The organism is Gordonia oleivorans (assembly GCF_040044975.1).
GTDB classification, from domain to species: Bacteria; Actinomycetota; Actinomycetes; order Mycobacteriales; family Mycobacteriaceae; genus Gordonia; species Gordonia oleivorans.
In genome coordinates this window covers 376,849-403,343 of the sequence record NZ_JBDZDI010000001.1, presented here as the reverse complement: position 1 = coordinate 403,343, position 26,495 = coordinate 376,849, and the positions used below count along the sequence as shown (strand labels likewise).

Below are 26,495 nucleotides of genomic sequence, written 5' to 3'. Positions count from 1 at the left end.
CGAGCCGCCGCGGGCTCGCAAGCTCGCACGAGGCGGCTCGACCGACGGGGGACGGGGCGCGCGTCCGCTGGGGGCTCCTTGCTCCTCGACCGGCGGGTGAGGGACGGTGCCGCCGGCGATAAAGAGCCGGCCGCCGCTGATCCGGGAAAGTGGTTCAGCGACGGCCGGAAAGGGGACCTCGGGTGTCAGGCGTCGTAGCCGAGCAGCGACTTCACCTCGAGGAAGTCCTCGAAGCCGTAGTCGCCGCCCCATTCGCGGCCGTTGCCGCTCTTCTTGTAGCCGCCGAACGGGGCGGCCGGGTCGACCTGTGCGCCGTTGAGCGCGATGGAACCGGCGCGAATCGCCCCGCCGATACGACGGACCTCGTCGATGTCCTTGCCCGACACGTAGCCGGCGAGACCGTATTCGGTGTCGTTGGCGATCTTGATGGCCTCGTCGACGGAGTCGTAGCCGATGACCACCAACACCGGGCCGAAGACCTCGGTCTGGGCGATCTCCATGTCGTTGGTGACGTTGGTGAACACGGTCGGCTGCACGTAGTAGCCGGTTGGCAGCCCCTCGGGCCGGCCCGCACCGCCGATGACCGGGGTGGCACCGGCGTCGATGGCGCGTTCGATCAGACCCTGGATCTTGTCGAACTGGGCTTCGGAGACCACCGGGCCGAGGCGGACGTCGGTGTTGGGATCGCCGACGGTGAGTCCCGCTCCGGCGGACTTGGCGATCTCGGCGACCTCGTCGAGACGAGAGTTGGGAACGAGCATGCGGCTCGGGGCATTACAGGACTGACCCGAGTTGAGCATCATCGTCGCGATGCCACCGGCGACGTTCTTGGCGAAGTCCTCGTCGTCGAGGATGATGTTGGGGCTCTTGCCGCCGAGTTCCTGCGCGACCCGCTTGACGGTCGGCGCAGCACTCTTGGCGACCTCGATGCCGGCACGGGTGGAGCCGGTGAACGAGATCATGTCGATGTCGGGATGCGACGACAGCGCCGCCCCCACACCCGGTCCGTCACCGTTGACGAGGTTGAACACGCCCGCCGGAACGCCTGCGGCATCAAGGATCTCGGCGACGATGGCGGCGCTGAACGGGGCCACCTCCGACGGCTTGAGCACCACTGTGCAGCCGGTGGCCAGCGCCGGTGCGAGCTTGCACATGACCTGGTTGAGCGGCCAGTTCCACGGGGTGATGAAGCCGCAGACGCCGACCGGTTCCTTGACGATGCGGTGCGCGCCGCGGTCCTCGGCGAAGGAATAGGTGGGCAGGGTGGCGGCTGCGGTCATCAGGTGGCCAAGTCCGATCGGAACCTGCGCGGCGTTGGACAGTCCGGCCGGAGCACCCATCTCCTCGGTGACCGCGGCGGCAAGGTCGGGCATCCGCTTCTGGTATTCGGCGATGATCGCGTTGAGCACGGCGACGCGCTCGTCGACCGTGGTCTGCCCCCAGGTGGCGAAGGCGCGACGAGCCGCGGCGACCGCGGCGTCGACATCGGCGGCGGTGCCGAGCGCGACCTGCCCGGCGGACTTCTCGGTGGCCGGGTTGATCACGTCGATCAGGTTGAGCTCGGTCGGCTCGACCCACTGGCCGTCGATGTAGAACTTGGTGATCTCGCGCATCTGTCCTCCGTCTCGCGGTTGTCACACGTATGTGTTCCACCCCACACTATGCCTTCGCGGCGGCTGCCGAGCGAGCGGTCGGTAAATTGGCGGTGGCCGTCGCGAATCGAGACGCTCGGAGTGATCCGCGGGGTCTACGGTGGGGTCCATGATCCATATCGTCGCCACCTGGAAGATCAAGCCCGAATTCGCCGACCAATGGCCGGAACTGTCCGCCGAGTTCACCAAGGCCACCCAGGCCGAGCCGGGAAACCGCTGGTTCGAGTGGTCCCGAAGCCTCACCGATCCGCATTCGTATGTGCTCGTCGAGGCCTTCGACGACGATGCCGCCGGTGCGCACGTGAACAGTGATCACTTCAAGAAGGCGACCGCCGAGTTGCCGGCCTATCTCGCCGAGACGCCGAAGATCATCAACACGACCGTGGAGCAGGACGACTGGTCGGAGCTCGGGGAGATGGCCGTCGACTGACTGTCGTCGCGCACTCCGGGCGAGGGGCTCGGGGGTGTGAGGGATCTGGGCCTGTAAGAGATTCCGCGGGACGGGTTTCGCTCATTCTGTGAGTGACCTGAGAGCAACGGCGTTATCGTGGGGATCGCGCTCGACACCCCTGCGAGCTCCTCCGAAAGGCCGCGACCATGAATCGTCGCTCCGCGTTGTTCGCTGTCCTGTTTTCTCTGCTTCTCGCTCTCACCGGCGGTGGAATCGCTTCTGCAGCACCAGGTTCGCTGGATCTGGGCTCCTCCGGACTGGACATACCCGGCATCGGCGAGGGGTGTTCGAAAGACCTCGTCGATGGCGACTGGCGCCTCGGCCCGGAAACCTTGTCGACGCTGCCGCCGGTGGCCACGCAACTCGAGGGTTATCGACGAACGGGGACGAAGGGCAAGAACAACCAGGAGTTCCTCCAGGCGTTCTGGACAGGGCCCAAAGAGACCGGGAAATGGAACTATCCCCCCGAGAACGGTTACGTCCTCGACGACGCCGGCAAACCCATCAAGTCCGAGAAGACGATGGTGCCCGGTGACCGGATGGACCGCTACGGCGGTGAGGGCGGCACTTTCATGGCCCCGGAGGGCACGCCGTATCCGCAACGGTCACTTCCGCCGGGAAACCTCGTCAGCAGCGCTTCGCCGTCGACCTGCAACTATCACGATTACATCGTGATCAGGCCGTTCAAGGTCTACGCCGGTGATATCGCGCCCGCATTCGACCAACCCGGTGGTGGCAAGCAGTACGAGATCGTCGATCCGTTGCTGGACCCGAACCCGGCCTGCGGCACCGCCGGCGTCCAGTTCCTGATCTGCGCCGGATACCTCGTCAAAATTTACCCCGGCCCGCTGTGACACCTGGCGGTGCTGACAGCCTGCTCGATGCGGAGATGCGAAGCAAGGTCGAGGACCTGGCCTCGCGCATGCACGCCCAGCCGGCCGACCTTCCCGAGATGGACCGTATCCGCGACGACGGCGTCCCGTCGTGTTGGCGGGACGCCGACGGATCGTGGCATCTGACGGTCCGAGAGCGCGCAAACACCCTGTCGGACAGGCCCACCCGGGATCCGGACGAGTACTTGCGGATCGTCGCCCAGAGCATCGCCGAGCAGCAGTCCTACCGACTGCACCCGCCGGGTTCGCCGGACTTCCGGCGGGAGTCCTGGCGGGCGCAGTTCGATTCGCTGGCGGCCATCAATCCGCTGTGGGCCCAGGCGTGGTTGCGGGAGATCCGACACACCCTCGTGGACAGGGGCGCCGATGCAACCGTCCTGGATCTGTTGCCGTTGGCCGACTGAGTTGGTGGGTGGCCTGCGCTGTCAGCGTCTGTACGGTCAGCGACTGGCCGGAACCGCGTCGCGGTCGGTGTCCGCCGATGGAGTCGTGTCCGCTGTCCCGCCGAGTGCCTCACCCTCGATGTCGACGTTGGGCAGGATGTGGTCGAGCCAGCGCGGCAGCCACCATGCCTTGTCGCCGAGAAGGGTCAGCACCGCGGGCATCAGGGTCATCCGGATGATGAACGCGTCGAAGACGACCGCGATCGCCAGCGCGAATCCCATCACCTTGATGAAGGCCATGTCCTGGAGCATGAACGCGGCGAAGACCGAGATCATGATCGCGGCGGCCGCGGCCACCACCCGGGCGCCGTGTCGATAGCCGACGATCACGGCCTGCTTGGCGTCGGTGCCGTGGACATAGGCCTCTCGCATCCGGGTCACCAGGAACACCTGATAGTCCATGGCGAGTCCGAACACGATGCCCACCAACATGATCGGCAGGAAGCTGACCAGCGGCTGCGGGTTGTTCACGATGCCCAGCCAGCCGTCGGTGAATAGTGCGACGGTGACACCGAAGGTGGCGGCAACCGACAGTAGGAAGCCGAGAGCCGCGACCAGGGGCACGAGGATCGACCGGAACACAACGATCAGGATCAGGAAGGCCAACCCGACCACCACGAGCAGATACGGGATCAGTGAGCCGGACAACCGGTCGGAGACATCGAGTTCGATGGCGGTCTGCCCGGTGACGCCGTAACTCACGTCGAGGCGTTGGTCGATCCCGGATTCGTTGTCGCGCAACGTGGTCACCAGATCGTGGGTCTGATCGGAGTCGGCGGCGGTGGCCGGGATGACGGTCACGATGGCGGCATCGGCATTGTTCTTGCTGACATCGCCGGCGTCGATCCATGCGGCAGCGACGCCGTCGGTGCCGCGGATGTCGTCGACGAGGCTGTCATAGGCACGGATGCGGGCTGCCTGATCGGGGAGTCGGGCACCGTCGGCGACGAGCACCAGTGGGCCGTTGTAGCCGGGGCCGTACTTCTCGGCAATGAGGTCGTAGGCCTGCCGTTGCGTGGTGGACGGGTCCGACGTGCCGTCATTGGGCAGCGCGAGTTTGAGGCCCGCCATCGGCAGCGCCAGCAGGATCAGGCCGACGACGATGACACCGGTGACCAGGCGCGGACGCTTGACCACCTGGTGCACATAGCGTTGCCCGTTGTGCACCCGCGCGGTCTCGTCGCCGGTCACGTCGGGAGCGTTGAGGAACGACAGTCGTCCGCCGAAGGCCTTGCCGCCGAACAGTCCGAGGATCGCCGGGAGCAGGGTGAGGGCCACCAGTACCGCGACGATGACGGTGGCCGCCGCCGCGATACCCATCGCGGTGAGGAACGGGATGTTGACGATGGCGAGTGCCGCGAGCGCGATGACCACGGTCGACCCGGCGAACACCACCGCCGAGCCCGCCGTTCCGACGGCTCTGCCCGCGGCCTCGGCACGCGTTGCGCTGCGGTGTATCTCATGGCGATAGCGGGACACGATGAACAGGGCGTAGTCGATACCGACCGCGAGTCCGATCATCGTTGCCAGGACCGGGGTTTCCTGACTGAGGTCGAAGAATCCGGTGGCGATGGACACGCCCATCATGCCGACGGCGACGCCGACGATGGCGGTGAGGATGGGCATACCCCAGGCCACCAATGAGGCGAAGGTGAGGATGAGGATCAGTGCGCCGACGGCGATACCGATCAGCTCCGAGGTCACACCGAGCTCGAAACTGCTTGTCGCCGTGCCCTTCATATCGACGGTCAGGCCGGCGTCGCGGCCGGTCTGGGCGACGGCGTCCATCTGATCGCGCATGGCGTCGGTGACGTCGGCGGAGGCGTCGACGTCGAATCCGGCGCCGAACTGCACCGCACTGGCGTCGGCGTTGACCGGGGAGCCGGCCTGCACCGTCGCGGCCGCCTGGTCCGGCGAGGCCCCGAACATCTTCTCCTGTGCGGCAACGAGTTCCTGACGTGCCGGGCCCGGTTGCTGTTGGGTTCCGTAGAGCTGCAACGGATTGACGACGGCGGTCTGGGGGTTCTTGACACCGTCGACCTGTCGGAGCTGGGTCACCATCTTCGCGACCGCGGCAGCGTACCGGGGATCGGTCAGTGAGGCGCCGTCGGGCGCGGCCACCACGTAGGTGACGCTGACGTCATTGCCGAACTTGGGTTTGTCCGGAAAGCGTTCGACCATCAGGTTCTGCGCGCGTTCGGACGGGATTCCGGGAATGGAGAAGGATTCGGTGGTGGGCTTGGAGAGGAATGCGGCTCCGAGGCCGAGCCCGATGAGGACCAACACCCAGATGGCGATGGTCTTGAATCTGTTGACGTAGGCCCAGCGGCCCACTCGGTACAGGAAATTGGCCACGTCAGTGCTCCTCGGGTGTCGGCCGTGGACGATTCGGCTGGGACAGTGATGGAAGTGGTTGTGCGATACCAGAACCGGTCTGGTCGAAGGCGAGATCGAGAATGCTGCGGGCGTCCGCTCCGACGGTGTCGCGAACTGTCATCCAGTGCTCGAGCCCCGACCGCGCGGTGGTGAGCGCGAGGCCGAAGGCGAGTCGGGGATACAACGCGGACGGGTCGACGCCGCGGGCGGCCATCATGGCGCGCAGTTGTTCTTCACAGGTGGCGAGCAGGTCGACGTGGCGGCTGTGGGCGGTCAGTGCCGGTTCGTTGTCGAAGAGGCGCAGGAGCGTCACGAACTGTTCGGGTTCGACGTCCTCGGTTTCGGTGGCGATCTCGATGAGGACCACACGGAGTGAATCCCACAGTGTTTCCGAACTCGGTCGGGAGCTCACGCCGGTCACGATCTGTTCGATCAGATCACCGGCGAAGCTGACCAGGGCGTCCTCTTTGCCGGTGAAGTAGTTGTGGAAGGTCCGGACGGAGACGCCGGCCTCGGCGGCGACGGCCTCGATGGTGACGTGGTCCATGCCGTCGCGCAGCGCGAGTGCGAGGACCGCGTGCGCGAGTGCCTGGCGGGTGGCCGCCTTCCTCGACTCGCGGAGGCCGGTGGGACGCATGTGTTCCACCGTACGTAAATTGCACGACCCTGCAATATTGCAGGGTCGTGCAATTTATGATCGTCTGGTCACACGCGGCGTCAGCGAGTGGTCTGGCTCACTGACCGTCGCGCGCCCTGTGAGCGGTTGCCGTGACCGCGGTTGCCGGTCGCCTGACCGTGCGACTGGCCGCGATTCGCGCCGTGCGAGCGGCCGCGACCGGTGCCGTTGTCGGCGGAACGTGCGGAACCCGAGCGGCCTCCACCGGATCGGGCGCCGCCGGATCGTGTACCTCCGGATCGTGCACCTCCGGCACGACCGCCTTCGGAACGTCCGCCGCCACCGGAACGGCGGCGGCCACCGGAGTTGCGGTTCTGTCCGCCGCGCTGCGCGGCTGCGGGGGCCTCGGGTGCCGGCGTCACGAACTCTGCGCGCTCACCGACCAGATCGTGGACGGCCGTCGACGTCGCCTCGACGCGCTGCGGGGTGACGGTGATCTTGGCCTTGCCCAGCAGCGACTTGAGGTCGCGGCGCTGCTCGGGCAGGCACAGGGTGACCACGTCGCCTGCGCTTCCTGCGCGGGCGGTGCGACCGGACCGGTGCAGGTAGGCCTTGTGCTCGGCCGGCGGATCGACATGGACGACGAGTTCGATGTCGTCCACGTGCACGCCGCGGGCGGCGACGTCGGTGGCGACGAGCACGCGCACCGAGCCGTCGCCGAAGGCGGCCAGGCTGCGATCACGTTGTGCCTGACTGAGATTGCCGTGCAGATCGACCGCCGGGATGCCCTCGGCGGTGAGCTTCTTGGCGAGTTTGCGGGCCTGGTGCTTGGTGCGCATGAACAGGACGCGGCGCCCGGTACCGGAGGCGAGTTCACGGACCACCGCCGTCTTCGCGGTGGTGTCGGCGACCTCGAAGACGTGGTGGGTCATCTGCTCGACCGGTGAGCTCGCGTCGTCGACCGAGTGCATCACCGGGTCGTGCAGGAATCGCTTGACGAGCTTGTCGACGCCATTGTCCAGCGTCGCCGAGAACAGCAGACGCTGTCCGTCGGCGGGGGTGGCGGCGAGGATGCGGGTCACCGCGGGCAGGAAGCCGAGGTCTGCCATGTGATCGGCCTCGTCGAGGACCGTGATCTCGACGTCGTCGAGGCGAATGATGTTCTGGCGCACCAGGTCTTCGAGGCGACCGGGGCATGCCACGACGATGTCGGCGCCGCGGCGCAGGGCTTGTTCTTGGCGGGTCTGCTTGACGCCGCCGAAGACGGTGGTCACACGCAGTCCGACGGCGGTGGCCAGCGGGGTCACCGCGTCGGCGATCTGGGTGGCCAGTTCACGGGTCGGCGCGAGGACCAGTCCGGTGGGGGCGCCCGGGGTGCGGGTCACCTCCATCTCGGCCAGACCGGCGACCAGCGGGATGGCGAAGGCCAGGGTCTTTCCTGAGCCGGTGCGGCCCCGGCCGAGGACGTCGGCGCCGTCGAGGGTGTCCGGCAAGGTGTCGGCTTGGATGGGGAATGCCTCGGTCTTACCGTCGGCGGCGAGAGCCTCGACCAGTGCGGTGGGCACGCCGAGGGACGCGAAGGTGGTCATGAACGTGTGGTGCCTTTCAGGCGGGTCTCACGGCGCAGGGGTCACCCACATCCGCGAGATCGGATGGCGAACGCGCGGGCTCGCGCATTCGTTCGCCGTATGAAGTGGAGTGATCGAGGCGGACGAATTATCTGCGGGCCTCTTCTATGAGGCCGCGGGGTCCGCCGACAACAGTCGTTCTACGACGCCTGACTCCGCGCTGGGCGGGTCATTCGTTGTATGACGCTACACGTGCAACGGCGTCAGCGCCGAATCGTGGTGTCGGTCACGGTATCGGCGACGGCGTCAGGCGACGCTGCTCACCACCGCGATCACCACACCGACGACGGTCAGCACAGCCACGACCACCGCATAGATCCACGCCGCGCGGCGTTGTCCGCGCCGGGCCGCGCTGATGCCGAGTCCGACAGCGATCAGGATCACCGCTGCGTAGACCGAGATGCCGATGGTGAGTCCGGCAACCGCGGCGTCGGTCATCGCGAGAATCTGCGGCGCGGCGGGCCCGTGGTACATACCGGTCATGACCTGAGTAGATCACGGCCGGTGCTCAGATCACCCCCGTGGGTGCTCGCCGGGTGCCGGGCTGCTGGGTGGGCATGCGGTTGGGTGGCACCGGGTACGGCGTGCCCTTGCCGAGCGTGCCCGCGGCGATGTTGGGACCGCATTGCACCAGGGCGTTCTGGGCGGCGGGGACCGGGTCGCCGAATCGCGGCCGCGCACTGTTGGGTGTGCTGCCGAAATCGAAGGCCGAGGTCATGTCGCCGACGACGGATCGGCGCCACGCCGTCAGGTTGGGGACGTCGACACCGAAGCGCTTCTCGATGAGGCGCAACTGCGAGGTGTGATCGAATCGTTCGGTCGCCACCAGACCGCCGCGGCTGTAAGGGGAGATGACGAAACACGGCACGCGATACCCGAGGCCGATCGGTCCGCGGATGCCCTTCGACGACGACACCGCGTTGATGTCGGGGACACTGACATATTCGCCGGGCGTTCCGGGCGGCGCGGTGGGCGGGATCACGTGATCGAAGAAGCCGCCGTTCTCGTCATAGCTGATGATGAGCGCGGTCTTCTCCCACACCGCCGGGTTGGAGGTGAGGATGTCGAGGAGTTGTACGATGCCGACGGCGCCCAGCGCGGCGGGAAGCGCCGGATGTTCGCACTCCATCGCCGGCGGCACCACCCACGACACCTTCGGCAGGCGGTTGGCCTTGACGTCGGCGGCGAAGTCGTTGGGGTAGGTGGGATCGATTCCGCGGCGGGCCAATTCGGAGTCCGGGTTCCGGGCCTGCGTGAAACAGCCCATCATCCCGTCGAGGATCACCGACGACACCGGCCCGAGATCCTTGTTGTTGTAGATCTTCCAGCTCACCCCGGCGTCGCGGAGATTCTCCGGCATGGTGCGCCAGCTGTAAGCGAATTTCGGTATGAGAGTGGGTGTTTCGAGAAGAGGGCCGCCGTGTTTGCCATCCGGGTCGAGGGATGCGCTCATCCAGTACAGCCGGTTGGGATCGGTCGGGCCGAGTACCGAACAGTGGTAGGCGTCGCACAGGGTGAAGGCCTCGGCGAGGCTGCGATGGACCGGGATGTCCTCACGTTCGTAATAGCCCATCAGCGCGGGTGCGTTGTCGGGGCCGACCGAGTCGATCGACATCGGCAGCCAACCGTCGTTGCGGCCGTGATTCCACGCCTGGTGCATTCCGGCCCACGAGTGATCGGGATCGTTGATGCACTCACCGTCGAGGTTGGCGTCGTGGGTGGTGTCGAGCCGGAACGGCATGGTGTGGCCGGTCGGGGTCGGGCCCACCCCCGGCGCCCAGCCCCGTTGTTTCCACAGTGGCGTCGATTCCCCGAAACCCCGTACCCCGGAATAGGTTCCGAAGTAGTGGTCGAATGACCGGTTCTCCTGCATGAACAGCACGATGTGCTCGATGTCCGAGAGCGAACCGCTGCCGCCGGGATCGGCCGACGCGTACGCCTTGTCGATGATCGGCGCGGCCCACGAGGTCAGCAGCGCACCTCCGCCGACGGCGGCGACACGATTGAGGAAGTCTCGCCGGGAATATCCGGCGAACGGGACATCGGGCACGGGCGCTCCTCGTCTGCGACGGTTGCACCGGGCTGATGGCCTTCAACTGATGGCACGTGGTGCTCACCGAACGGTGAGTCTAGACCCCAGCTCGCCCACGTGTGGATGAAGCCGGGACGAACATCCGGCGCCGCTCGATCAGACCACCGAACCCGTCCGCTCCGTCGACGAGTCGACCTTGTCCTTCTCCCAGAAGGTTGCCCCGACGATGCCCAAGGCCACCGGATCGAACTGCGGGTCGATGCCCGTTTTCTTCTGCCGTTCGTAGTCACGGAGTGCGGTGAACGCGGGTTGCTGCAAGATGAGGATGCCGACGATGTTGAGCCACGCCATCAGTCCGACGCCGATGTCGCCGAGAGTCCAGGCGTCCGTCGCCGTCGACACCGCGCCGATCGCCACCGACACCAGGATCAGGGCCTGCAGTAGCAGGGTGGCGTTGCTGCCGAGGGTGCTGCGCAGGGGGCGCACGTAGATCTTCGAGGCCTTGCCCATCAGGAATCGGAGATTGGTCTCAGCCATGTAGTAGTAGGCGATGATGGTGGTCAGGCAGAAGAACAGCAGTGACACCGCCACGAACGAGGAGCCCGCGCCGCTCCACAGGGTGTCGAATCCGGTTTGGACGAAGGTGGGTCCCACCTCGGCGTCGGCGGGCAGCATGCCACCTTCGGCGATGACCGCTCCGCTTTCCGATTCGCCCTCGAACACCCGGTACGCGCCGGTGGACAGGATGAGGAAGCCGGTGGCCGAGCAGACGAACAAGGTGTCGACGTAGACGGCGAAGGCCTGGACGAGTCCCTGCTTGGCCGGGTGGGAGACCTCCGCCGCGGCGGCGGCGTGCGGTCCGGTGCCCTGACCGGCCTCGTTGGAGTAGATGCCACGTTTGACGCCCCACATGATGGCGACGCCGATGATCGCGCCGAACGCCGAGTCCACGCCGAAGGCGGAACCGAAGACCGTGGCGATCACCCCGGGGACCTCCGAGGCGTTGAAGGCGACGATGATCAGCGCGATGACGATGTAGATGACCGCCATCAGCGGGACCACGATCGAGGCGAAGGTCGCGATGCGTTTGACGCCACCGATGATCACGAACGCCAGCACGATGACCGAGCCCACCGCGGCGATCCACTTCTCGATGCCCCAGGCGTTCTCCATCGCGATGGCCATCGAGTTCGACTGCACGCTGGGCAGCAGCAGGCCACAGGCCAGGGTGGTGACCGCGGCGAAGATCAGGCCGTAGACCTTGAAGGCGCCGGATGCCTTGGTGTGGGCGAACGCTCGGCTCAGGTAGTACGCCGGTCCGCCGCGGTACTCGCCGGTGAGGTGATCGCGCGTCTTGTAGATCTGACCCAGCGTGCACTCGACGAAGGAGGTCGACGCACCGAGGAAGGCGACCATCCACATCCAGAACAGTGCGCCCGGGCCGCCGAACGCGATGGCGGTGGCCACGCCCGCGATGTTTCCGGTACCCACACGACCGGCCAGTGACATGGTCAGCGCCTGGAACGACGAGACCCCCGACGGCGACTTCTCGCCGTGGAACATCAGCCGGATCATCTCCTTGAACTGACGTACCTGGACGAAGCGCGATCGGATGGAGAAGTACACACCTGCGGCGAGGCACAGGAAGACCAGTGCGTTGCTCCAGATGTATCCGTTGATCTCGGCGAGGACCTCGGACATGAGACTCCTGGCGTTGGGTGCCGTCCGTCAGGTCGACCCCTCGACCTGACGACGGAGAGGATGCCCGGGGCGTGGACGGCACGTGGCGAACTCTTGGACGTCTCTTTACCTTCGCATGACTCCGAGATGTTCGCGCGGTGAACGCGCGGCGGCGTCCTGGCCCGGCCGGGTGGGTGCTGGTCAGGCGGTCGAGTCCGGAGCCGCGGTGCGGATGAGGGCCTCGAGTTCGGCCCGGATCGATTCCAGCGGGTCGTAGCCGGCGATCGCCGTGGCGACGGCGGCTGCGTTGGTGACGAGCGCGTCGAGACGGGGCAGCAGCAGATCGTCCATTGATCGGGAATCGGGTGAATGAAGGTGTGCTGCAACTGGTATTGCGACAGTGCCAACCCTGTGTGGCGGTCGAGGTCAGGGAGGTATCCGTCGAGATCGCGTTCGTCGAAGTCGGCACGGCCGGTCAGTGGATCGAAAGCCGCAGTGCTGCAATCGGTGTCGGATCGCATCATCCTCGGTGGCGAGGCCTCAGAGGTGGCCGATCTCGGCTGGGTACATCGGCCGGCCGCCGAGGACGACCCACACGCACACCTGCGCATCCTCGTCACCGAACTCGTCTCATTGGCCGAGCGGGCCGCGCCGATCTGGCGGGTCACCCAGCAGGCGGCGGCGGAAGAACCGTGTTCGAGGTGCCGCGGACACACCGCCATCGGCTGGCCGGGACCGGCCGGCGGCGCCCGCGGTGAGCCTGCCGCCGGGTTCAATCGGCGTGTTCCGCGGAGCGTGCGGCCTACCGTGGAGTGATGACCACTTCGGAGAACTCCCCATCAGAGAACTCCCCATCAGAGATCTACGACGTCATCGTGATCGGCGCCGGGCCGGCAGGTGAGGACGCCGCCGACTACGCCATCCGCGGCAGCGATCGCACCGCCGCCATCATCGAGGAACAGTTGGTCGGCGGTGAATGCTCGTACTGGGCGTGCATGCCGAGCAAAGCGCTGCTTGGGGCCGGGGCGGCGCTCGACCGCGCGGTGGCGCTACCGGGTTCACGTGGACGGGTCACTACGTCAGCACCCGACGCGTCGGCGCTGCTGGACTGGCGGACCCGGATCGCCGGACGTGACGACACCGGCCAGGTGCAATGGCTTGACTCGGCCGGGATCGATTTGATCCGCGGACGCGGGCGCATCGTCGGGGAGCGTGTCGTCGAGGTCGGGGGTCGCACGGTCCGGGCGCGTGAGGCGGTGGTTCTGGCGACGGGGAGTGCCGCGGTGATCCCGCCCGTCGCGGGGTTGGCCGACGCGTTGCCGTGGACGTCGCGGGACGCGACGAACCTGCTCGAGGTGCCCGGCCGGATCGCGATCCTCGGCGGTGGGGTGGTGGCCTGTGAGGCCGCCACCTGGTGTGCCGATCTCGGCGCGGCCGTGACGATGGTGGTCCGCGGCGAGACGCTTTTACCGTCCATGGAACCCTTTGCCGGACAACGGGTTGTCGAAGAGTTGCGCGAGCGTGGCGTCGACATCCGGTTCGGATCCACCTTCACCGAGGTCTCGCGCCCGGACGTCGTCGACACCGGGTACGGGCGCATTCACGGCGGACCGGTCGCGGCAACGATCGCTGGTCACGGCGGTCATGCGGAAAGGTTCGAGGTCGACGAGATCCTGGTTGCCGCGGGGCGACGGCCGGGACTGGCGGGGCTGGGACTCGATTCGCTCGGTATCGATCCGTCGCGGCCGCTCGACGTCGACGATCACCTCAACGTTGCCGGGCATGACTGGCTGTATGCGGTCGGCGATGTGAACGGCCGTGCCCCGCTGACTCATATGGGGAAGTACCAAGCGCGGGTGGTCGGTGATGTGATTGCCGCGCGGGCGTCCGGTACGGCTTTCGACCCTCGGCATGCCGCGACCTCGGACCATGGCGCAATCCCGCAGGTCGTGTTCACCCGGCCGCAGGTGGCGTCGGTGGGAATAACGGAGGCCGAGGCTCGGGCGGCCGGCCACGCGGTGGCGGTGTCCGACCTCGACATTGCCGTCGCCGGGTCCGCAGTCGAGCGCGAGGACTACCGCGGGCACGCGACGTTGGTGATCGACAGTGATCGTGATGTGCTCATCGGGGCCACCTTTGTGGGGCCCGACATCGCCGAACTGCTGCACAGTGCGACGGTCGCCGTGGTGGGGGAGGTGCCGCTGTCTCGGTTGTGGCATGCGGTGCCGGCGTATCCGACGGTCAGTGAGGTGTGGCTGCGACTGTTGGAGAACTTGCGCTGAGTGAACCTTGGCTGACCGGTCCTACGGATATCGCGATGAATCGATCGACGGAATCGAACAAATCGGACCTGGTCAAGACTGGGTAAAACCCGGATGTGAGTGGGGCCACAACTGGGGAGCATTGTCTGCCAGACCACCACACAATCTGGAGGCAGCCCATGAGTTCCCCGTCCACCTGGTCCGGCCCGCAGCACCGAAGTAGCGTGCTCTGGATCGTCACCCTGGCCACCATCGCGATCGTCTTCGACGGTTACGACCTCGTCGTCTACGGCACCGTGCTGCCGATCCTGCTCGATGATCCCACCCAGCTCGGACACCTGAGCGCGGCCACCGCCGGTGCGCTCGGCTCGTATGCGCTGGTCGGGGTGATGATCGGCGCATTCATCGCGGGTGCCTTCGGCGATCGGGTGGGGCGGCGCCGGATGATGCTGTTCAACATCATCTGGTTCTCGGTCGGCATGGGTGCCACCGCGTTGGCGCACAACCTCGTCACCTTCGGCGTTCTGCGGTGCCTCACCGGCATCGGCATCGGTGGCCTGGTCGCCACCGTCGGCGCCATGGTGGCCGAGTTCGCGCCGCCTGCCAAACGCAATCTGTTCAACGCGATCGTCTACAGCGGCGTCCCGGCCGGCGGTGTCGTGGCCGCTGTGTTGGCACTGCTGTTCGCCGACCACATCGGATGGCGTGGACTGTTCTGGGTGGGCGCACTTCCGCTGATCACCCTCTTGCCGGTCGCCTGGTTCAAGATGCCCGAGTCGCCGCGTTGGCTGGTGGCCCGCGGCAGGATTGCCGAGGCGCAGGCCATCAGCGCACGTACCGGTATCCCGATGCCCGCCGAGGAATCACCGGCGGTGCCGAGCGTGGCCAGGGCTGTTGCCCCGTCGGAGAAGGTCGGGTTTGCCGCGCTGGCGACACGTCGGCTCGCCGTACCCACCCTGCTGCTGGGCCTGATGAGCTTCGCCGGGCTCCTGCTCACCTACGGACTGAACACCTGGCTGCCGCAGATCATGAAATCGGCCGGGTTCAACGCGAAGGGGTCCCTGTCGTTCCTGCTGGTGCTCAACGGTGGTGCGATCGTCGGCGGCCTGATTGCGGCCCGTCTTGCGGATCGTCGTGGGCCGCAACGGATCGTGGCCACATCCTTCTGCCTCGCCACCGTGGCGCTGGTATGCCTGACGGTGGGATTCCCGCTGCCGGTCCTGCTCGCTGCGGTTGCGGTGGCGGGCGTCGGCACCATCGGAACCCAGGTGCTCATCTACGGCTACGTCTCCAACTTCTATCCGACGAGTGCCCGGGCCGCGGGCGTGGCCTGGTGTGCCGGATTCGGCCGCCTGGGTGGAATCGTCGGACCGTTGATCGGCGGCATGCTGATCGGCGCGGGTATCTCCTCGAGTGTCGCCTTCTACATATTCGCCGGCATCGCGCTGGCAGGTTCGGTGGCCACCATGATGGTGCCATCGCGTGAGGCCGCGGAAAGCGCTGTGCCGAAGCATGATTCGCTGCCGCTTGCGACAGCGGAGTGATGTATCGCCCATCGTGACTGCGCCCTGCTCGGCCCCGACGTTCGCGTCGGGGTCGAGTTGCCTGTTGGTGGTCTGCAGTGAAAGCGCCTGCGGCACAGTGTCCAGAGAGAATATTGTTCGCCGATCGAGCCGCTGAGGAGCGCCGGCCGCCGCGTTGAGCTGCGTCGAAAAGACGAACCGTGTCCGCCGGGCCGGCTTGTCCGTCGGGCCGAGCTTGTCGAGGTCGAGGCCGAGGTCGAGCCCGCATTCCGCCGGTCGAGCCGACCGGAGCGCTAGCGAAGGTCGTGTCGAGACCACGCAAGACGACGCTGAAAACTCCACCACCCCAAACGCATTCAATTATTCACAACCTGTGAATAGCAAATACTTGCGATTCCGATAGAGAGTGGATATAATAGAACACATACGCCACAACGGCCTTTTCGGGGGAGGTGACATCAGCATGACAGACACCACCGACAGTCCCATGTCACGACCACTGCAGCTGATGCACCAACTCTCCGAGATCTTGGACGAGTTGGCCGACACTCCGATGACCGCCTGCTCCGACCTTGAGGTGGTGGAGGCGGCGAAACTGTCCGAACAGATCGCCATGCGGACCCACTTCCAAGGCGATCGGGCGATCCTGGAAATCTCTGATCGTGGTGTGCACCGCAAGGTCGGCAAACGCAGTCTGTCCAACTTTCTGAACTGGGATCTGCGGATCGCGCACCCCAGCATGCGGATCGCTCACATGAAGGCCACCGCCCGATTCCACGGGTTGACCGGGCAACCGGAGGAACCCAAGTTTCCGACCCTGTCGAAGGCGTATGAGCAGGGCTTCATCGGTCATACCCACCTGTCGGCGGCGTTGGAAGCCCTCGACAAGATCCCGAATGCCGTGCCGCACGACAAGAAGGTTGCGGCCGAAGCCACGTTGGGTGAGAAAGCCACCGAACACATCCCGGCGGACATCACGACGATGGGGGCGCGGATTTTGGCGCACCTGGACCCGGACGGGCAGTTGGTGGAGGAGAAGGAACGCCAACAGCGTCGTAACCTGTGGATCAACCAGTCTCGGGTCGATGGGATGGCGAAACTCAACGGGCATTTGACCCCGGTCACCCGTGCCTTGTGGGACACCATGCTCGACGCCTGGGCCAAACCCGGCATGAACAACTTGTCGGATGCGGAATCGCCGACCGGCGCGATCGGGGATGCCGACCCCGACGTGCTCGCCGCTGCAGTGAAGCGTGACGATCGTTCTCAAGCGCAACGCAATCATGATGCGATGCACGTGTTGTTGGTGTCGGCGATGAAAGAAGGGCTCCTCGGCAAGACCCATCGCGGCCTGCCGGTCGCGTTGATCATCAAAACCTTCCTGCAGGATCTCCTCGCGGGGGCTGGGTATGCCACCACTGCGTCCGGATCCACGATTCCTATTCCGGATTTGCTGAGTGCGTTGGGGGACATCAAAGACCCCAACGATCTGCAGCAGTTCCTGGCGGTGTTCTCCGACGCGATCGATCTGCCGTTGTATCTGGGGCGGGCGCGGCGGTTGGCGTCGACCGAGCAGCGGATCGCGTCGTTCTCCCGTACCGGTGGTGAGGTGTGCACCTTCCCTGGCTGCGGGCAACCCGCCTCCCGTTCGGAGATGCATCACGCCAACAAGGACTGGGCCGATGGTGGGAAAACCGACATCACCGATCTGGCGCCGGCGTGCGGTCCGCACAATCGGATCGTCGGGCCGAATCCCGGGCAGTACACCACCGGCATCTATACCGATGGGCCGCTGGCCGGACGCTGCTGGTGGCAACTCAACGCCGAACCCGGGATGCCGGAGAACCCGAAGATCGTCAACGATCACCCCGACATCACCGCACTCTACGAGCAGAAACTCGACCAGATCCGCGACCAGATCCACAGCGACCACAACGGCACCGATACCGGTAGTGGTTCCGGCGCAACCGAACCCGCAGACACCGACGTGGTTGACGCCGAAGCGGTCGATGCCGAAACTGATGACATCGAAGCCGCCGCCGCTGACGCGGAGGGTGACGCCGAGTCGGTCGATACCCTCATCGACGAACCGGCCGATCCCGACACCGACAGCAACCACGAGACTGAAGCCCCGGCAACCATCGAGGCCGAAACCCCGTCCCACCGTGGTGCTCCGAAGGATCAGCAGGCTCCGACCGCCGACACCTCGACCATCGACATCGCAGACAGCGTCGACAGCGAAGACATCGTGGACCACAGCGACGACCACGAGTCCGGCGTCGCTGAGCAACCGGAACCAGCCGTCGACGAATACGATTCCGGCGCAGCCCAATCCGATCCCGCCGAACCCCGACCACCCGATCAGCCCGACGGGCCCGACGCCGCAGGCGACGAGCACCCCGACGAACCCGGTGTCACCAACACCGGGGAGATCGACCTGGTCATCTTCGACGGAGACGATGTTCCGATCACCGACGATCCCGACGACCCAGCCACCGCTGCCGGGTTGGAGCGTGCCTCACGCACCCGAATCCGCGTCCGCGACACGACCGCCGAGGATCAGGCTCGCGAACGTCGCATCCGTAGTGGCGGATTCCGTATCAGCCGCGTCAAGATCGAACGTGAGCTCGAGGAACGTGAGCTCGATGAACTGGCCGCCATCGGCATGAACCCACGCAACAGCCGAATCGAACGAGTCCTGGCCGCCCGGCTCCACCACCGGCTCGACACTTCCTGAACCAGCTTGCCCCACCGGACTGGCCGGGCCGCACTGCCGCAGAAATGTTGTGGCCGTGGGGAGTTCCAGTGTCAGCTTGCGAGGCCTCGACCTCGACAGGATGGATCTCACGGGAGTAGCGGTTCTGCCCGCAGCAACAACGCCGCCGCGCCCGATCGGGACGCGGCGGATTGTTTGTGCTGCGGGAAGTGCGCTCCTGCAGCCACACTCATCATGTCCGGTTGTGGTCATCCACCGAGAACGGGGCGGCCCATCGGCAGTGCACGGCCACCTGTGGACGTCGACATCGCATCGAAGAACAGGTATGCCCCGACGGCTGCGAAGGCAAAGACGACCCAGCCTGCGGCGGTCTGGACGGCGGAGCTGCCCTGCGCGGTCGCGATCAGAACAAGCACGAGCGCGAGGTCGATCAATGCGAACAGCAGGGTGAATGCAGCGGGAAGCCGGAGGGTGGCCAGGGTCAACAGCACAATCACCACCAACCACGACGTGAGGAACACCTCCTGCGTCGCGACGGCGTTGTCGGCCCCGACGCCGTACCAGTTGTGCGTCAGTCCGAGAACCAGGGCGGCATAGCTGAACCAGAACCCGGAGAAGATGCCGAAGATCGCGGCAACCGCATTCTGCCCGAGAGACGATGCCCACACCGCGGCGACGAGCTGACCAACACCGGTGGCCGCCAGAATGATGGGAATCGAGGCGCCCACCGCGGTGGCAGGGACGACACCGATGAGCACCATGCCCAACGCGACCGAACCCACGATGAACGTCGGTACTCCGACGGTGGCGGGATTTCCGGTCGGGGCGGGCGCCGGCTCGGATGGTGGAGCGGAGACATCCGCGATCAGATCCGTTGGGGCCACGGCAACGTCAGTCATGAGAAGTCCTTTGCGAGGGAAGGGCATGCGTGGTGATGCCCACCGGAAACGTAGGACCCGGGTGTCGCAGATCACAATAGTCGGCGATATGAACCATCCGCGCACTGTCCGGTGGGGTAGTGGGTCAGCGCACCCGTTGTGCGGGAGTGCACCTGATCGTGCCTGGCCAAAGGGGCGGGCGGTGTCCGACTTGTGCGTAGTGGGCCGTTCGAGAGATTCGATCAGGAGCGCCTGATAAGCCTAGACTGATTAGCATGGCAAATGATGTCGTGATCGATGTGGCGTCTGATCTGCGCATCACCCTGGGAGCGTTGATCCGTCGACTCCGGTTGCATCGCAGTCCGGATGATCCCACCGTGCCCGAGACCGCGGTCCTGGCCCGGCTGGACCGCGAGGGGACCGCGACCTCGGCGGATTTGGCCCGGCAGGAGCAGATCAGCCCACAATCGATGGGTGCCACCATCGCAACCCTGCTCGACCGCGGGCTGATCACGCGCGCACCCGACCCGAATGATGGGCGGCGGGCGGTTCTGTGCCTCAACGACATCGGCCGGGCAGCACTGTGCGACCGACGAGATCACCGCACCCGTGCACTGGCGACCGCGATGGCCGAGGTCCTCACCGAGGACGAGGTGTCGGCGATCGGTGCCGCACTGCCACTGCTCGCACGCCTGGCCGACGCCCTGTGAGCGCGGAGTCGACCCCGGAAGCGGTGACCGCAGAGGACGATTCCGGGTACCGGTGGGTGGCGCTGTCCAACACCACCGCGGCGGTGTTCATGTCGGCGCTCGACGGGTCGATCGTGATCATCTCGTTGCCGGCGATCTTCCGTGGCATCGGCCTGGATCCGTTGGCCGCGCAAAACATCGGCTACCTGCTGTGGATGATCATGGGGTATCGGCTCGTCCAGGCCGTCGCGGTGACCACGCTGGGCAGGCTCGGCGACATGTTCGGCCGGGTGCGGATCTACAACGCAGGCTTCGCCGTCTTCACGGTCGCCTCGATTCTGCTGTCCTTCGACCCTTTTCACGCCTCCGGCGCCGCCATCTGGTTGATCGTGTGGCGTCTGTTGCAGGCGCTCGGCGGATCGATGCTCACCGGCAACTCTGCCGCGATCCTGACCGACGCGTTCCCGGCGGATCGACGAGGATTCGCACTGGGTCTCAATCAGGTTGCGGCCCTTGCTGGTCAGCTGAGCGGATTGGTGCTCGGGGGGCTCCTGGCCGCGTGGGATTGGCGAGCAGTGTTCTGGGTGAACGTGCCGATAGGTCTGTTCTTCACGGTGTGGGCGTACCGGAAGCTGCGTGACAATGGCGAACGGCATCCCGGCAAGATCGATTGGTGGGGTAACGCGACCTTCGCCATCGGACTGTCGGCGATCCTCATCGCCATCACCATCGGACTGCAGCCCTACGACGGGCACACGATGGGATGGGGCAACCCGGTGGTGATCGGCCTTCTCGTGACCGGTCTGCTCCTCCTGATCGCCTTCGTCGGAATCGAACGTGGCGTGGCCGAACCGATGATCGAGTTGTCGCTCTTCAGGATTCGTGCCTTCACCGCCGGTAATCTCGCCGCCCTGTGCGCCTCTCTGGCACAAGGTGGATTGCAGTTCGTGCTGATCATCTGGTTACAGGGAATCTGGCTGCCCCTGCGCGGCTACGACTATGCCGATACGCCGCTCTGGGCGGGGATCTTCATGCTGCCGTTGACGTGTGGTTTCTTCGTCGCGGGACCACTGACCGGGATGTTGTCGGACCGGTTCGGCGCACGGGGATTCGCCACGGTCGGCATGGTGCTCTTCGGATCCAGCTTCATCGGTCTGCTGTTCCTGCCGATCGTGTTCCCGTACTGGGCTTTTGCGTTGCTCATCGCGCTGATCGGAATCGGCACGGGTATGTTCGCCGCACCCAACACCTCGTCGATCATGGGCAGCGTGCCGGCACGCCATCGCGGGGTCGCGTCCGGTATGCGGGCCACCTTCCAGAACTCCGGCACCGCATTGTCGATCGGGGTGTTCTTCTCGCTGATGATCGTCGGACTCTCGGCGAACCTGCCGACGACCATGTCGACCGGGCTGCAGGATCAAGGGGTCCCGGCGACAGTGGCCGACAATGTCGCGAACCTGCCGCCGGTGGCGTCGCTGTTCTCGGCTCTGCTCGGTGTCAACCCGATCGATCACCTGCTGGCCGACTCCGGTGTCCTGACCACACTTCGCGCTGATCAGGTCCAGACACTGACCGGACACGAGTTCTTCCCCGGCCTGCTGTCGGGGCCCTTCCATGACGGGCTCGTCATCGTCTTCGTCGTATCGATACTGCTGTCGGTGTGCGCGGCGGTGGCGTCGCTGCTGCGGGGCGCGCCGCATCGGCTCGAACCGGTTGTGGAGTCTGCGACCTCGACGGCTCGATAGGCTGCCACACGTGAGCCACCGCATCTTCACCATGAGCTTTGCCTCGGTCTATCCCGCCTATCTCGCCAAGATGGAGAAGAAAGGTCGCACGCGGGCCGAGCTCGACGAGGTGATCGAGTGGCTCACCGGCTTCGACGACGCGGCGCTGGCCGCCCACCTGGAGAAGGGCACCACCTTCGAGGAGTTCTTCGCCGCCGCCGAGATCAATCCACACGTCGCGCTCATCACCGGATCGGTGTGCGGCGTCAAGGTGCAGGACGTCGAGGATCCGCTGATGCGCAACATCCGCTATCTCGACAAACTCGTCGACGAACTCTCCAAGGGGCGTCCGATGGAAAAGGTGCTGCGCGGCTGAATCCGGGGCCCGTGGTCACCAGCGGTAGTCGAGGAACTTTCCGTCGAAGGTCACCACGACACGGTCTCCGTCGGGGTCTGCTCGCCGCGAGAAGTCGACCTTGAAGTTGATGGCGCTCATGATGCCGTCACCGAACTCCTCGTGGATCAGTTCCTTGAGTGCGGGACCGTAGACGGCCAACGCCTCGTGAAAACGGTAGATCGTCGGATCGGCCGCGGCCGCGTCATCGGCCACCCGGGTCGGTTGGCGCACCAGGCTCTCCACAACACGGTCATCGAGGCCGAGGATGGCGCAGACCGCCACCGCCTTGTCGGCGGGCACCGGGTGCGATCCGAGTAGTGCCGACACCGTCCACACCAGCGGAGCATCGATCCGCTCGGCGATGTCTGCCCAGGTGAGTCCCTGCCGGATGCGTTCGGCGATGATCAGTTCGGCGGCGTCAGACTTCGGCATGATCGGGCTGGGCATGAGGTCTCCTCGGTGGACAGTCGGTTCTGTCAACCATGACCAGCACGACGATTGTTGTCCACATGAGGGCGGACGATTGTTGTCCGCTGAGACATGTGCGCACGGGTGCCCCCAGTCGGACTCGAACCGACACTGTGCGGGATTCAAGTACTGCCAGTCCGCTCGGTCTGGGCCTTGGCTACCAGTGGCAACGCCTTGGCGGTCTCGGAATCACCACAGGTGAAGCACTGTTTCTCGCCACCTATGGCGTAGTAACGGCCACCGCCGAACCACCGCCAGATCAGCGTCGGCGGGTAGCACCGGGGTAGCACGGCGGCACTTCGTCACCGCCTCGCCGGCAGCTGTGGCAGCCCTCTGCCAGCGACAGGGCCTGACCGCCGAAATACAGGCGGTAGTTGTGGATGCGCAGCGACGCGAACATGCCGCGGGATTCGGAAACCTCGGGAACGTGCTCCTGCGACATCGCAGTGCAGCGTATGCCGCAGGTCGAGCCCTCCCCGTCGTCGAGCCCTCCCGTCGTCGAGCCCTCCCGTCGTCGAGGTGTGGGGTGCCCCGGGGTTGTCGGAGGGGCCGAGATCAGCCGCGGGTGGCCGGATCTGCCAGTCGCAGCGCCAGCGCGGGGCACGCCGATACCGTGCGCCGGGCCTGCCGGACCTGTCCACGTTCGATCGGGTGGCCGTCGATGACGGGGAAACCCCAGTCGTCGACGGCGATGTGCTCGGGCATCATGCGCGCGCACAGTCCGTGGCCGTCGCATCGCGTCCAGTCCACGCGCATTACCTGCTCACCGGCCATGATCGGCTCCGTCCTGGTGGTCATTGGTGTCGGGTACGGGCAGGATTCCCAGCACGTCGCGGCCACAGCCGCCTCGCCGGTGGCGGTCGATCTCGGCGCCGAGCATTCCCAGCGCCGAACCGAGGAAGCCGACTGCACCGTCGGGGTGATGGCAGCTGCCGCGTCCGGCGACCAGTCCGAGGCGCCGTCGGATGGCGTCGAGGTCGCGCGGTTCGCCGTAATAGAAGGCCGAGAAATCGTCGGCCAGGGCCCGCAGCCCGAAGACGCATGGTCCGCATTGCCCGGCGGATCGATCGGCCAGCCAGTGGGCCACCCGGGCGATCTCACCCAGGGCGCACGTGTGGGGCGGCAACACCGTGATCGACCCGACGCCGCGGTCGAGGCCGCGTGCGGCCAATGAGTCGTGGTCGAGCCGGGTGGTCTCCTCTCCGATCCACCGGCCGTGGTAGCCGCCGAGCAGTACCGGGCGCGGTGACCGGGAACCGGGGGCACGGCCACCCAGGAGCGCCAGCAGTGGGGTGTTCGTCGCGACCTCGACGACTCCGGGTGAGGCCACGGCGCCGCTCAGGGTCAGCAGGACGGTGCCCCATTCGCCGCCGCTGCCCAGTTCGGCGAAGCGTTCGACGCCGAGTTCGGCCAGCAGTCCCAGCTGTGCGACGGTCTCGACGTTAGCGGCGAAGGTCGGTGCCCCGCCGATACCTCGTCGGGTCGCCGACACGTGGCGTCCCGGCGGCGTGGGGTGTGCGCCGTTGAGACCGGCGATGACGGCGTGGCTTTCCCCGGCGACGAACCCGCCGCCGACCACCCGGATGTCGACGGAGCCGGCGTCGGCGCGTTCGGCACACGCCTGCCACAGCGAGTCGGCGGAGGGTTCGTCGTGCGTGACGACGGTGATGGAGTCGGTGTTCAGTGCCGCCGCCGCGATCAGCGCGCCGTCGATGACACGATGCGGGGCCTGCCGCATCAGGGTGCGGTCCTTCCAACTCGTGGGGTCGCTCTCGGAGCCGTTGACCAGCACCTGGACCGAGCGGCCGGGCCGGATCGCGGCCAGCTTTTCGGCGACCGGGAATCCGGCACCCCCACGACCGCGGAGTCCGACACGACGCGATGCGTCGCACAACCACGCGAGGTCGCGGTGGCGTGGATATCCCGACCGGGCGAGATGGGCGTCAAATCCGACACGACCGTCGCGGGTGCCGGCCAGTAGCCTGCCGGTGCCCAGTGGGGTCCTGCCCGGTACCGGCGCGGGGGGTATGGGTGTGGGAGTGGGAGTGGGAGTGAGTGCGGACGGGATGGACGTCGAGGCGGTCATCGCCCCACCTCCTGCGGTTGGTGTGACTGATCGGCGTAATCGGCGGAGGGGATGACGAGCCGGTTCGACGTGTATCTGGTGTCGCGCGCGGCGATCCCTCGGATCACCAATGCGATGCCCACCGCGGCCGTGCACACGGCGTAGGTCGCCATCGCCCACCAGGTATGGGTGTCGGTGCCGGCGGTGAAGCCGTGGTAGATGCTCGCCGCCCAGCCGAGATAGGCACACGAGTGGATCACCCGCCAGACGCGGGCGGCAGCGGGTGACTGCGCGAATCTGCCCCGGCTCCAGCCGGAGACCGCGGTGACGACGAAGGCGTACAGCGCGATCACGCCCACCGCGATGGCCAATGGTCGGTAGCCGGAGCCGAAGGGCAGGATCGTGGCCGTCAGCGGGACGTCGACGTAGCTGTCGAGGACGGTCAACACCATGTGACCGGCGAGCGCGATGAGTCCGAGCACGGCCAGCGAGCGGTGGGTGAGTTGTCGGATGAGCCGGGCGTCGGCACCGGCCGGGGTGCGGGCCCCCACCGTCGATGCCAGCCCGAGTGTGATGCTGCCGGTGAAGGCGAGCAAGGACACGAATCCCAGTGCTCGGATCAGATACCAGCCGGTCATGCGGCCACCTCCGGGGTCGTGGGTTGCTCGTGCGGCCAGGTGCCGAGCCGGGTGATGGTTCCGTCGGTGCCCACCAGGCGAGCGGGGGCGCGTTCGGCGAGCAGGTGGGTGATCGCGGGGTTCGCCTCGACGAGCACCCAGGTCGATGCGACGTTCGCCGCGAGTGCCGAGCGCGCCCACACCGATGCGGTGCGCCAGCGTCCGATGGCAGGAGCCCCGGTGCGCGGATCGATGATGTGGTGGGCGGTGCCGCCCGTCGCGTCGCTCCAGGACCGGGCCAGGACGGACGAGGTGGCCAGTCCGCCGTGCCCGAGTCCGATTCGTGTCGCCGGACCGCCGGGAACCTCGGACGCGTCGATCTGCCAGGGCTGCTCGGCGTGACCGGCGGCGGCGAGGTCGCCCCCGATACCGACCAGCGCAGGGGTGTCGAGGGCATGTGCGACGCGGGTGGCGGCCTCGTCGGCCGTCCACGCCTTGGCGGTGGCGCCGAGGTCCACCGTCATTCCGGCGGGCACCGTCACCTCGCGGCGCTCGTGATCGAGCCGCAGGGCGCGCCACTGTCCCGATCGTGACCGTCCCGATCGTGCCTGTCCCGATCGTGACCGGCCGCCGCGATCTGCGACCACAGGTGCCGGGCGGGTGCGGACCGCGGCGATGTCGTCGTCGTAGCCGCACCGTACGAGATCGGTGCCCAGGGTCGGGTCGAGCGCACCACCGGTGCGCCGGGCGGCCTCGACACCGGTGACGACCAGGTGAAAAGCCAACGGGGACAGAGTTATCGGCGAATCAGGGTGTGAGTTCAGGTACTGGATCTCGGAATCGGTGAAGCGGCTGACGGCTTGCTCCACCTCGCTCATCAGGTCCCGCACGATGGTCGTCGCCTCATCTGGGACGGGGCCGGCACCGACGCTCACCGTGACCTCGCAGGACCAGTCCTGCCATCGACGCGTGGTCATGACGAATGGGTCGATCCGTTGGACGGCCCACCGTGGCCGGGTATGAGTCCGGACGAGCCCGACGAGTCGTCGCCGGAGTTCCACTGCGAGCCGCCCGAACCCCAGGGATCGGTGCTCGACTGGCCGCTTCCTGATCCCGTGCCGCCCGATCCGGTACTGCCCGATCCGGTGCTGCCCGATCCGGTGTTCCCGGACTGATCGCCGCTGCTGGTCTGGCTGCTCGGAGTGGTCGAGCCGGAGGTTCCCGACGCGGTGGTGGTGTGCGCTGCGGCGATCCCGAAGCCGAGCGTCGCCGCGAGGGAGACCCCGGCGGCGGTGAAGGTGTAGGCGCGGGTGCGCGACCGGATGTGGCGGCGTGGATCGGGCGAAGCGGTACTCGGCATGACACCCACAGTGGCCGTAGCGGTAT

At 66.6% G+C, this 26,495-nt stretch carries 26 protein-coding genes; 10 read left to right on the top strand and 16 right to left on the bottom strand.

Annotated elements, in window-relative coordinates; translation table 11 throughout:
- Positions 1-185: 185 nt before the first annotated feature.
- Positions 186-1,613 (bottom strand): aldehyde dehydrogenase family protein, encoded by a 1,428-nt coding sequence (locus tag ABLE92_RS01765; RefSeq protein ID WP_348802811.1) that lies wholly within the window; start codon positions 1,611-1,613, stop codon positions 186-188.
- Between the two features lie 148 nt (positions 1,614-1,761).
- Here ABLE92_RS01765 and ABLE92_RS01760 point away from each other — a divergent pair, with 148 nt between their 5' ends.
- The 3 genes from ABLE92_RS01760 (at position 1,762) to ABLE92_RS01750 (ending at position 3,400) form a co-directional block, all read left to right on the top strand.
- A complete protein-coding gene (locus ABLE92_RS01760; RefSeq protein ID WP_348802810.1) occupies positions 1,762-2,082 on the top strand; it encodes a putative quinol monooxygenase in 321 nt (106 codons plus the stop codon).
- 167 nt (positions 2,083-2,249) lie between these two features.
- Positions 2,250-2,957, top strand: coding sequence for a TNT domain-containing protein (locus ABLE92_RS01755; RefSeq protein ID WP_348802809.1), 708 nt, complete (start codon positions 2,250-2,252; stop codon positions 2,955-2,957).
- Between the two features lie 35 nt (positions 2,958-2,992).
- Positions 2,993-3,400 carry an Imm63 family immunity protein gene (locus ABLE92_RS01750; RefSeq protein ID WP_348802807.1) on the top strand — a complete coding sequence of 136 codons (408 nt, stop codon included), beginning with the start codon at positions 2,993-2,995 and terminating at the stop codon, positions 3,398-3,400.
- Between the two features lie 36 nt (positions 3,401-3,436).
- Here the strand turns inward: ABLE92_RS01750 and ABLE92_RS01745 are convergent, their stop codons facing one another.
- The 7 genes from ABLE92_RS01745 to ABLE92_RS01715 form a co-directional block, all read right to left on the bottom strand.
- Positions 3,437-5,794 (bottom strand): MMPL family transporter, encoded by a 2,358-nt coding sequence (locus tag ABLE92_RS01745; protein WP_348802805.1) that lies wholly within the window; start codon positions 5,792-5,794, stop codon positions 3,437-3,439.
- Between the two features lies 1 nt (position 5,795).
- Entirely contained in the window at positions 5,796-6,452 is a 657-nt protein-coding gene (locus ABLE92_RS01740) for a TetR/AcrR family transcriptional regulator (RefSeq protein ID WP_348802803.1), read from the bottom strand.
- Between the two features lie 80 nt (positions 6,453-6,532).
- Positions 6,533-8,020 (bottom strand): DEAD/DEAH box helicase, encoded by a 1,488-nt coding sequence (locus ABLE92_RS01735; RefSeq protein ID WP_348802801.1) that lies wholly within the window; start codon positions 8,018-8,020, stop codon positions 6,533-6,535.
- Between the two features lie 285 nt (positions 8,021-8,305).
- Positions 8,306-8,542, bottom strand: a complete 237-nt coding sequence (locus tag ABLE92_RS01730; protein ID WP_496560750.1) for a hypothetical protein — start codon at positions 8,540-8,542, stop codon at positions 8,306-8,308.
- 25 nt (positions 8,543-8,567) lie between these two features.
- Entirely contained in the window at positions 8,568-10,109 is a 1,542-nt protein-coding gene (locus ABLE92_RS01725) for an alkaline phosphatase family protein (protein WP_348802800.1), read from the bottom strand.
- Between the two features lie 138 nt (positions 10,110-10,247).
- Positions 10,248-11,792 (bottom strand): alanine/glycine:cation symporter family protein, encoded by a 1,545-nt coding sequence (locus tag ABLE92_RS01720; RefSeq protein ID WP_348802798.1) that lies wholly within the window; start codon positions 11,790-11,792, stop codon positions 10,248-10,250.
- 180 nt (positions 11,793-11,972) lie between these two features.
- Positions 11,973-12,122, bottom strand: coding sequence for a hypothetical protein (locus tag ABLE92_RS01715; RefSeq protein ID WP_348802796.1), 150 nt, complete (start codon positions 12,120-12,122; stop codon positions 11,973-11,975).
- A gap of 144 nt (positions 12,123-12,266) precedes the next feature.
- Between ABLE92_RS01715 and ABLE92_RS01710 the strand changes: the two genes are divergently transcribed.
- The 4 genes from ABLE92_RS01710 (at position 12,267) to ABLE92_RS01695 (ending at position 18,292) form a co-directional block, all read left to right on the top strand.
- Positions 12,267-12,587 carry a hypothetical protein gene (locus tag ABLE92_RS01710; protein WP_348802794.1) on the top strand — a complete coding sequence of 107 codons (321 nt, stop codon included), beginning with the start codon at positions 12,267-12,269 and terminating at the stop codon, positions 12,585-12,587.
- The gene (locus ABLE92_RS01705) at positions 12,587-14,053 is read left to right on the top strand and encodes a dihydrolipoyl dehydrogenase family protein (protein WP_348802792.1); all 1,467 of its coding nucleotides are present in this window, start codon (positions 12,587-12,589) and stop codon (positions 14,051-14,053) included. The genes ABLE92_RS01710 and ABLE92_RS01705 overlap by 1 nt, the downstream gene beginning before the upstream one ends.
- Positions 14,054-14,211: 158 nt before the next feature.
- Positions 14,212-15,576, top strand: coding sequence for an MFS transporter (locus ABLE92_RS01700; protein ID WP_348802791.1), 1,365 nt, complete (start codon positions 14,212-14,214; stop codon positions 15,574-15,576).
- 442 nt (positions 15,577-16,018) lie between these two features.
- Positions 16,019-18,292: a DUF222 domain-containing protein gene (locus ABLE92_RS01695; RefSeq protein ID WP_348802790.1), complete on the top strand. Its 2,274-nt coding sequence runs from the start codon at positions 16,019-16,021 to the stop codon at positions 18,290-18,292.
- Between the two features lie 227 nt (positions 18,293-18,519).
- On the opposite strand, the gene ABLE92_RS01690 is transcribed toward ABLE92_RS01695, so the two are convergent.
- Positions 18,520-19,170, bottom strand: a complete 651-nt coding sequence (locus ABLE92_RS01690; protein WP_348802789.1) for a GPR1/FUN34/YaaH family transporter — start codon at positions 19,168-19,170, stop codon at positions 18,520-18,522.
- Positions 19,171-19,424: 254 nt separating this feature from the next.
- Here ABLE92_RS01690 and ABLE92_RS01685 point away from each other — a divergent pair, with 254 nt between their 5' ends.
- From ABLE92_RS01685 to ABLE92_RS01675, 3 genes are read left to right on the top strand one after another with little or no spacing between them, the layout of a single operon-like run.
- A complete protein-coding gene (locus ABLE92_RS01685; RefSeq protein ID WP_348802787.1) occupies positions 19,425-19,859 on the top strand; it encodes a MarR family winged helix-turn-helix transcriptional regulator in 435 nt (144 codons plus the stop codon).
- 23 nt (positions 19,860-19,882) lie between these two features.
- Entirely contained in the window at positions 19,883-21,583 is a 1,701-nt protein-coding gene (locus ABLE92_RS01680; RefSeq protein WP_348802785.1) for an MFS transporter, read from the top strand.
- Positions 21,584-21,593: 10 nt separating this feature from the next.
- Positions 21,594-21,938 carry a DUF2200 domain-containing protein gene (locus ABLE92_RS01675; RefSeq protein WP_348802783.1) on the top strand — a complete coding sequence of 115 codons (345 nt, stop codon included), beginning with the start codon at positions 21,594-21,596 and terminating at the stop codon, positions 21,936-21,938.
- Positions 21,939-21,953: 15 nt separating this feature from the next.
- Here the strand turns inward: ABLE92_RS01675 and cynS are convergent, their stop codons facing one another.
- From cynS to ABLE92_RS01640, 7 genes are all read right to left on the bottom strand, one after another.
- Positions 21,954-22,406 carry a cyanase gene (cynS, locus tag ABLE92_RS01670; protein WP_348802782.1) on the bottom strand — a complete coding sequence of 151 codons (453 nt, stop codon included), beginning with the start codon at positions 22,404-22,406 and terminating at the stop codon, positions 21,954-21,956.
- 280 nt (positions 22,407-22,686) lie between these two features.
- Complete coding sequence (locus ABLE92_RS01665) at positions 22,687-22,869, bottom strand: hypothetical protein (RefSeq protein WP_348802780.1); 183 nt, start codon at positions 22,867-22,869, stop codon at positions 22,687-22,689.
- Between the two features lie 113 nt (positions 22,870-22,982).
- Complete coding sequence (locus ABLE92_RS01660; RefSeq protein WP_348802779.1) at positions 22,983-23,225, bottom strand: ferredoxin; 243 nt, start codon at positions 23,223-23,225, stop codon at positions 22,983-22,985.
- Positions 23,191-24,513 (bottom strand): NADH-ubiquinone oxidoreductase-F iron-sulfur binding region domain-containing protein, encoded by a 1,323-nt coding sequence (locus ABLE92_RS01655; protein ID WP_348802778.1) that lies wholly within the window; start codon positions 24,511-24,513, stop codon positions 23,191-23,193. The genes ABLE92_RS01660 and ABLE92_RS01655 overlap by 35 nt, the downstream gene beginning before the upstream one ends.
- Positions 24,510-25,130, bottom strand: coding sequence for a hypothetical protein (locus tag ABLE92_RS01650; RefSeq protein ID WP_348802776.1), 621 nt, complete (start codon positions 25,128-25,130; stop codon positions 24,510-24,512). The genes ABLE92_RS01655 and ABLE92_RS01650 overlap by 4 nt, the downstream gene beginning before the upstream one ends.
- Complete coding sequence (locus ABLE92_RS01645; protein ID WP_348802774.1) at positions 25,127-26,086, bottom strand: FAD:protein FMN transferase; 960 nt, start codon at positions 26,084-26,086, stop codon at positions 25,127-25,129. The genes ABLE92_RS01650 and ABLE92_RS01645 overlap by 4 nt, the downstream gene beginning before the upstream one ends.
- On the bottom strand, positions 26,083-26,469 hold the full coding sequence (locus ABLE92_RS01640) for a hypothetical protein (protein ID WP_348802773.1): 387 nt from the start codon (positions 26,467-26,469) through the stop codon (positions 26,083-26,085). Before ABLE92_RS01640 ends, ABLE92_RS01645 begins: the two co-directional genes overlap by 4 nt.
- Between the last annotated feature and the right edge of the window lie 26 nt (positions 26,470-26,495).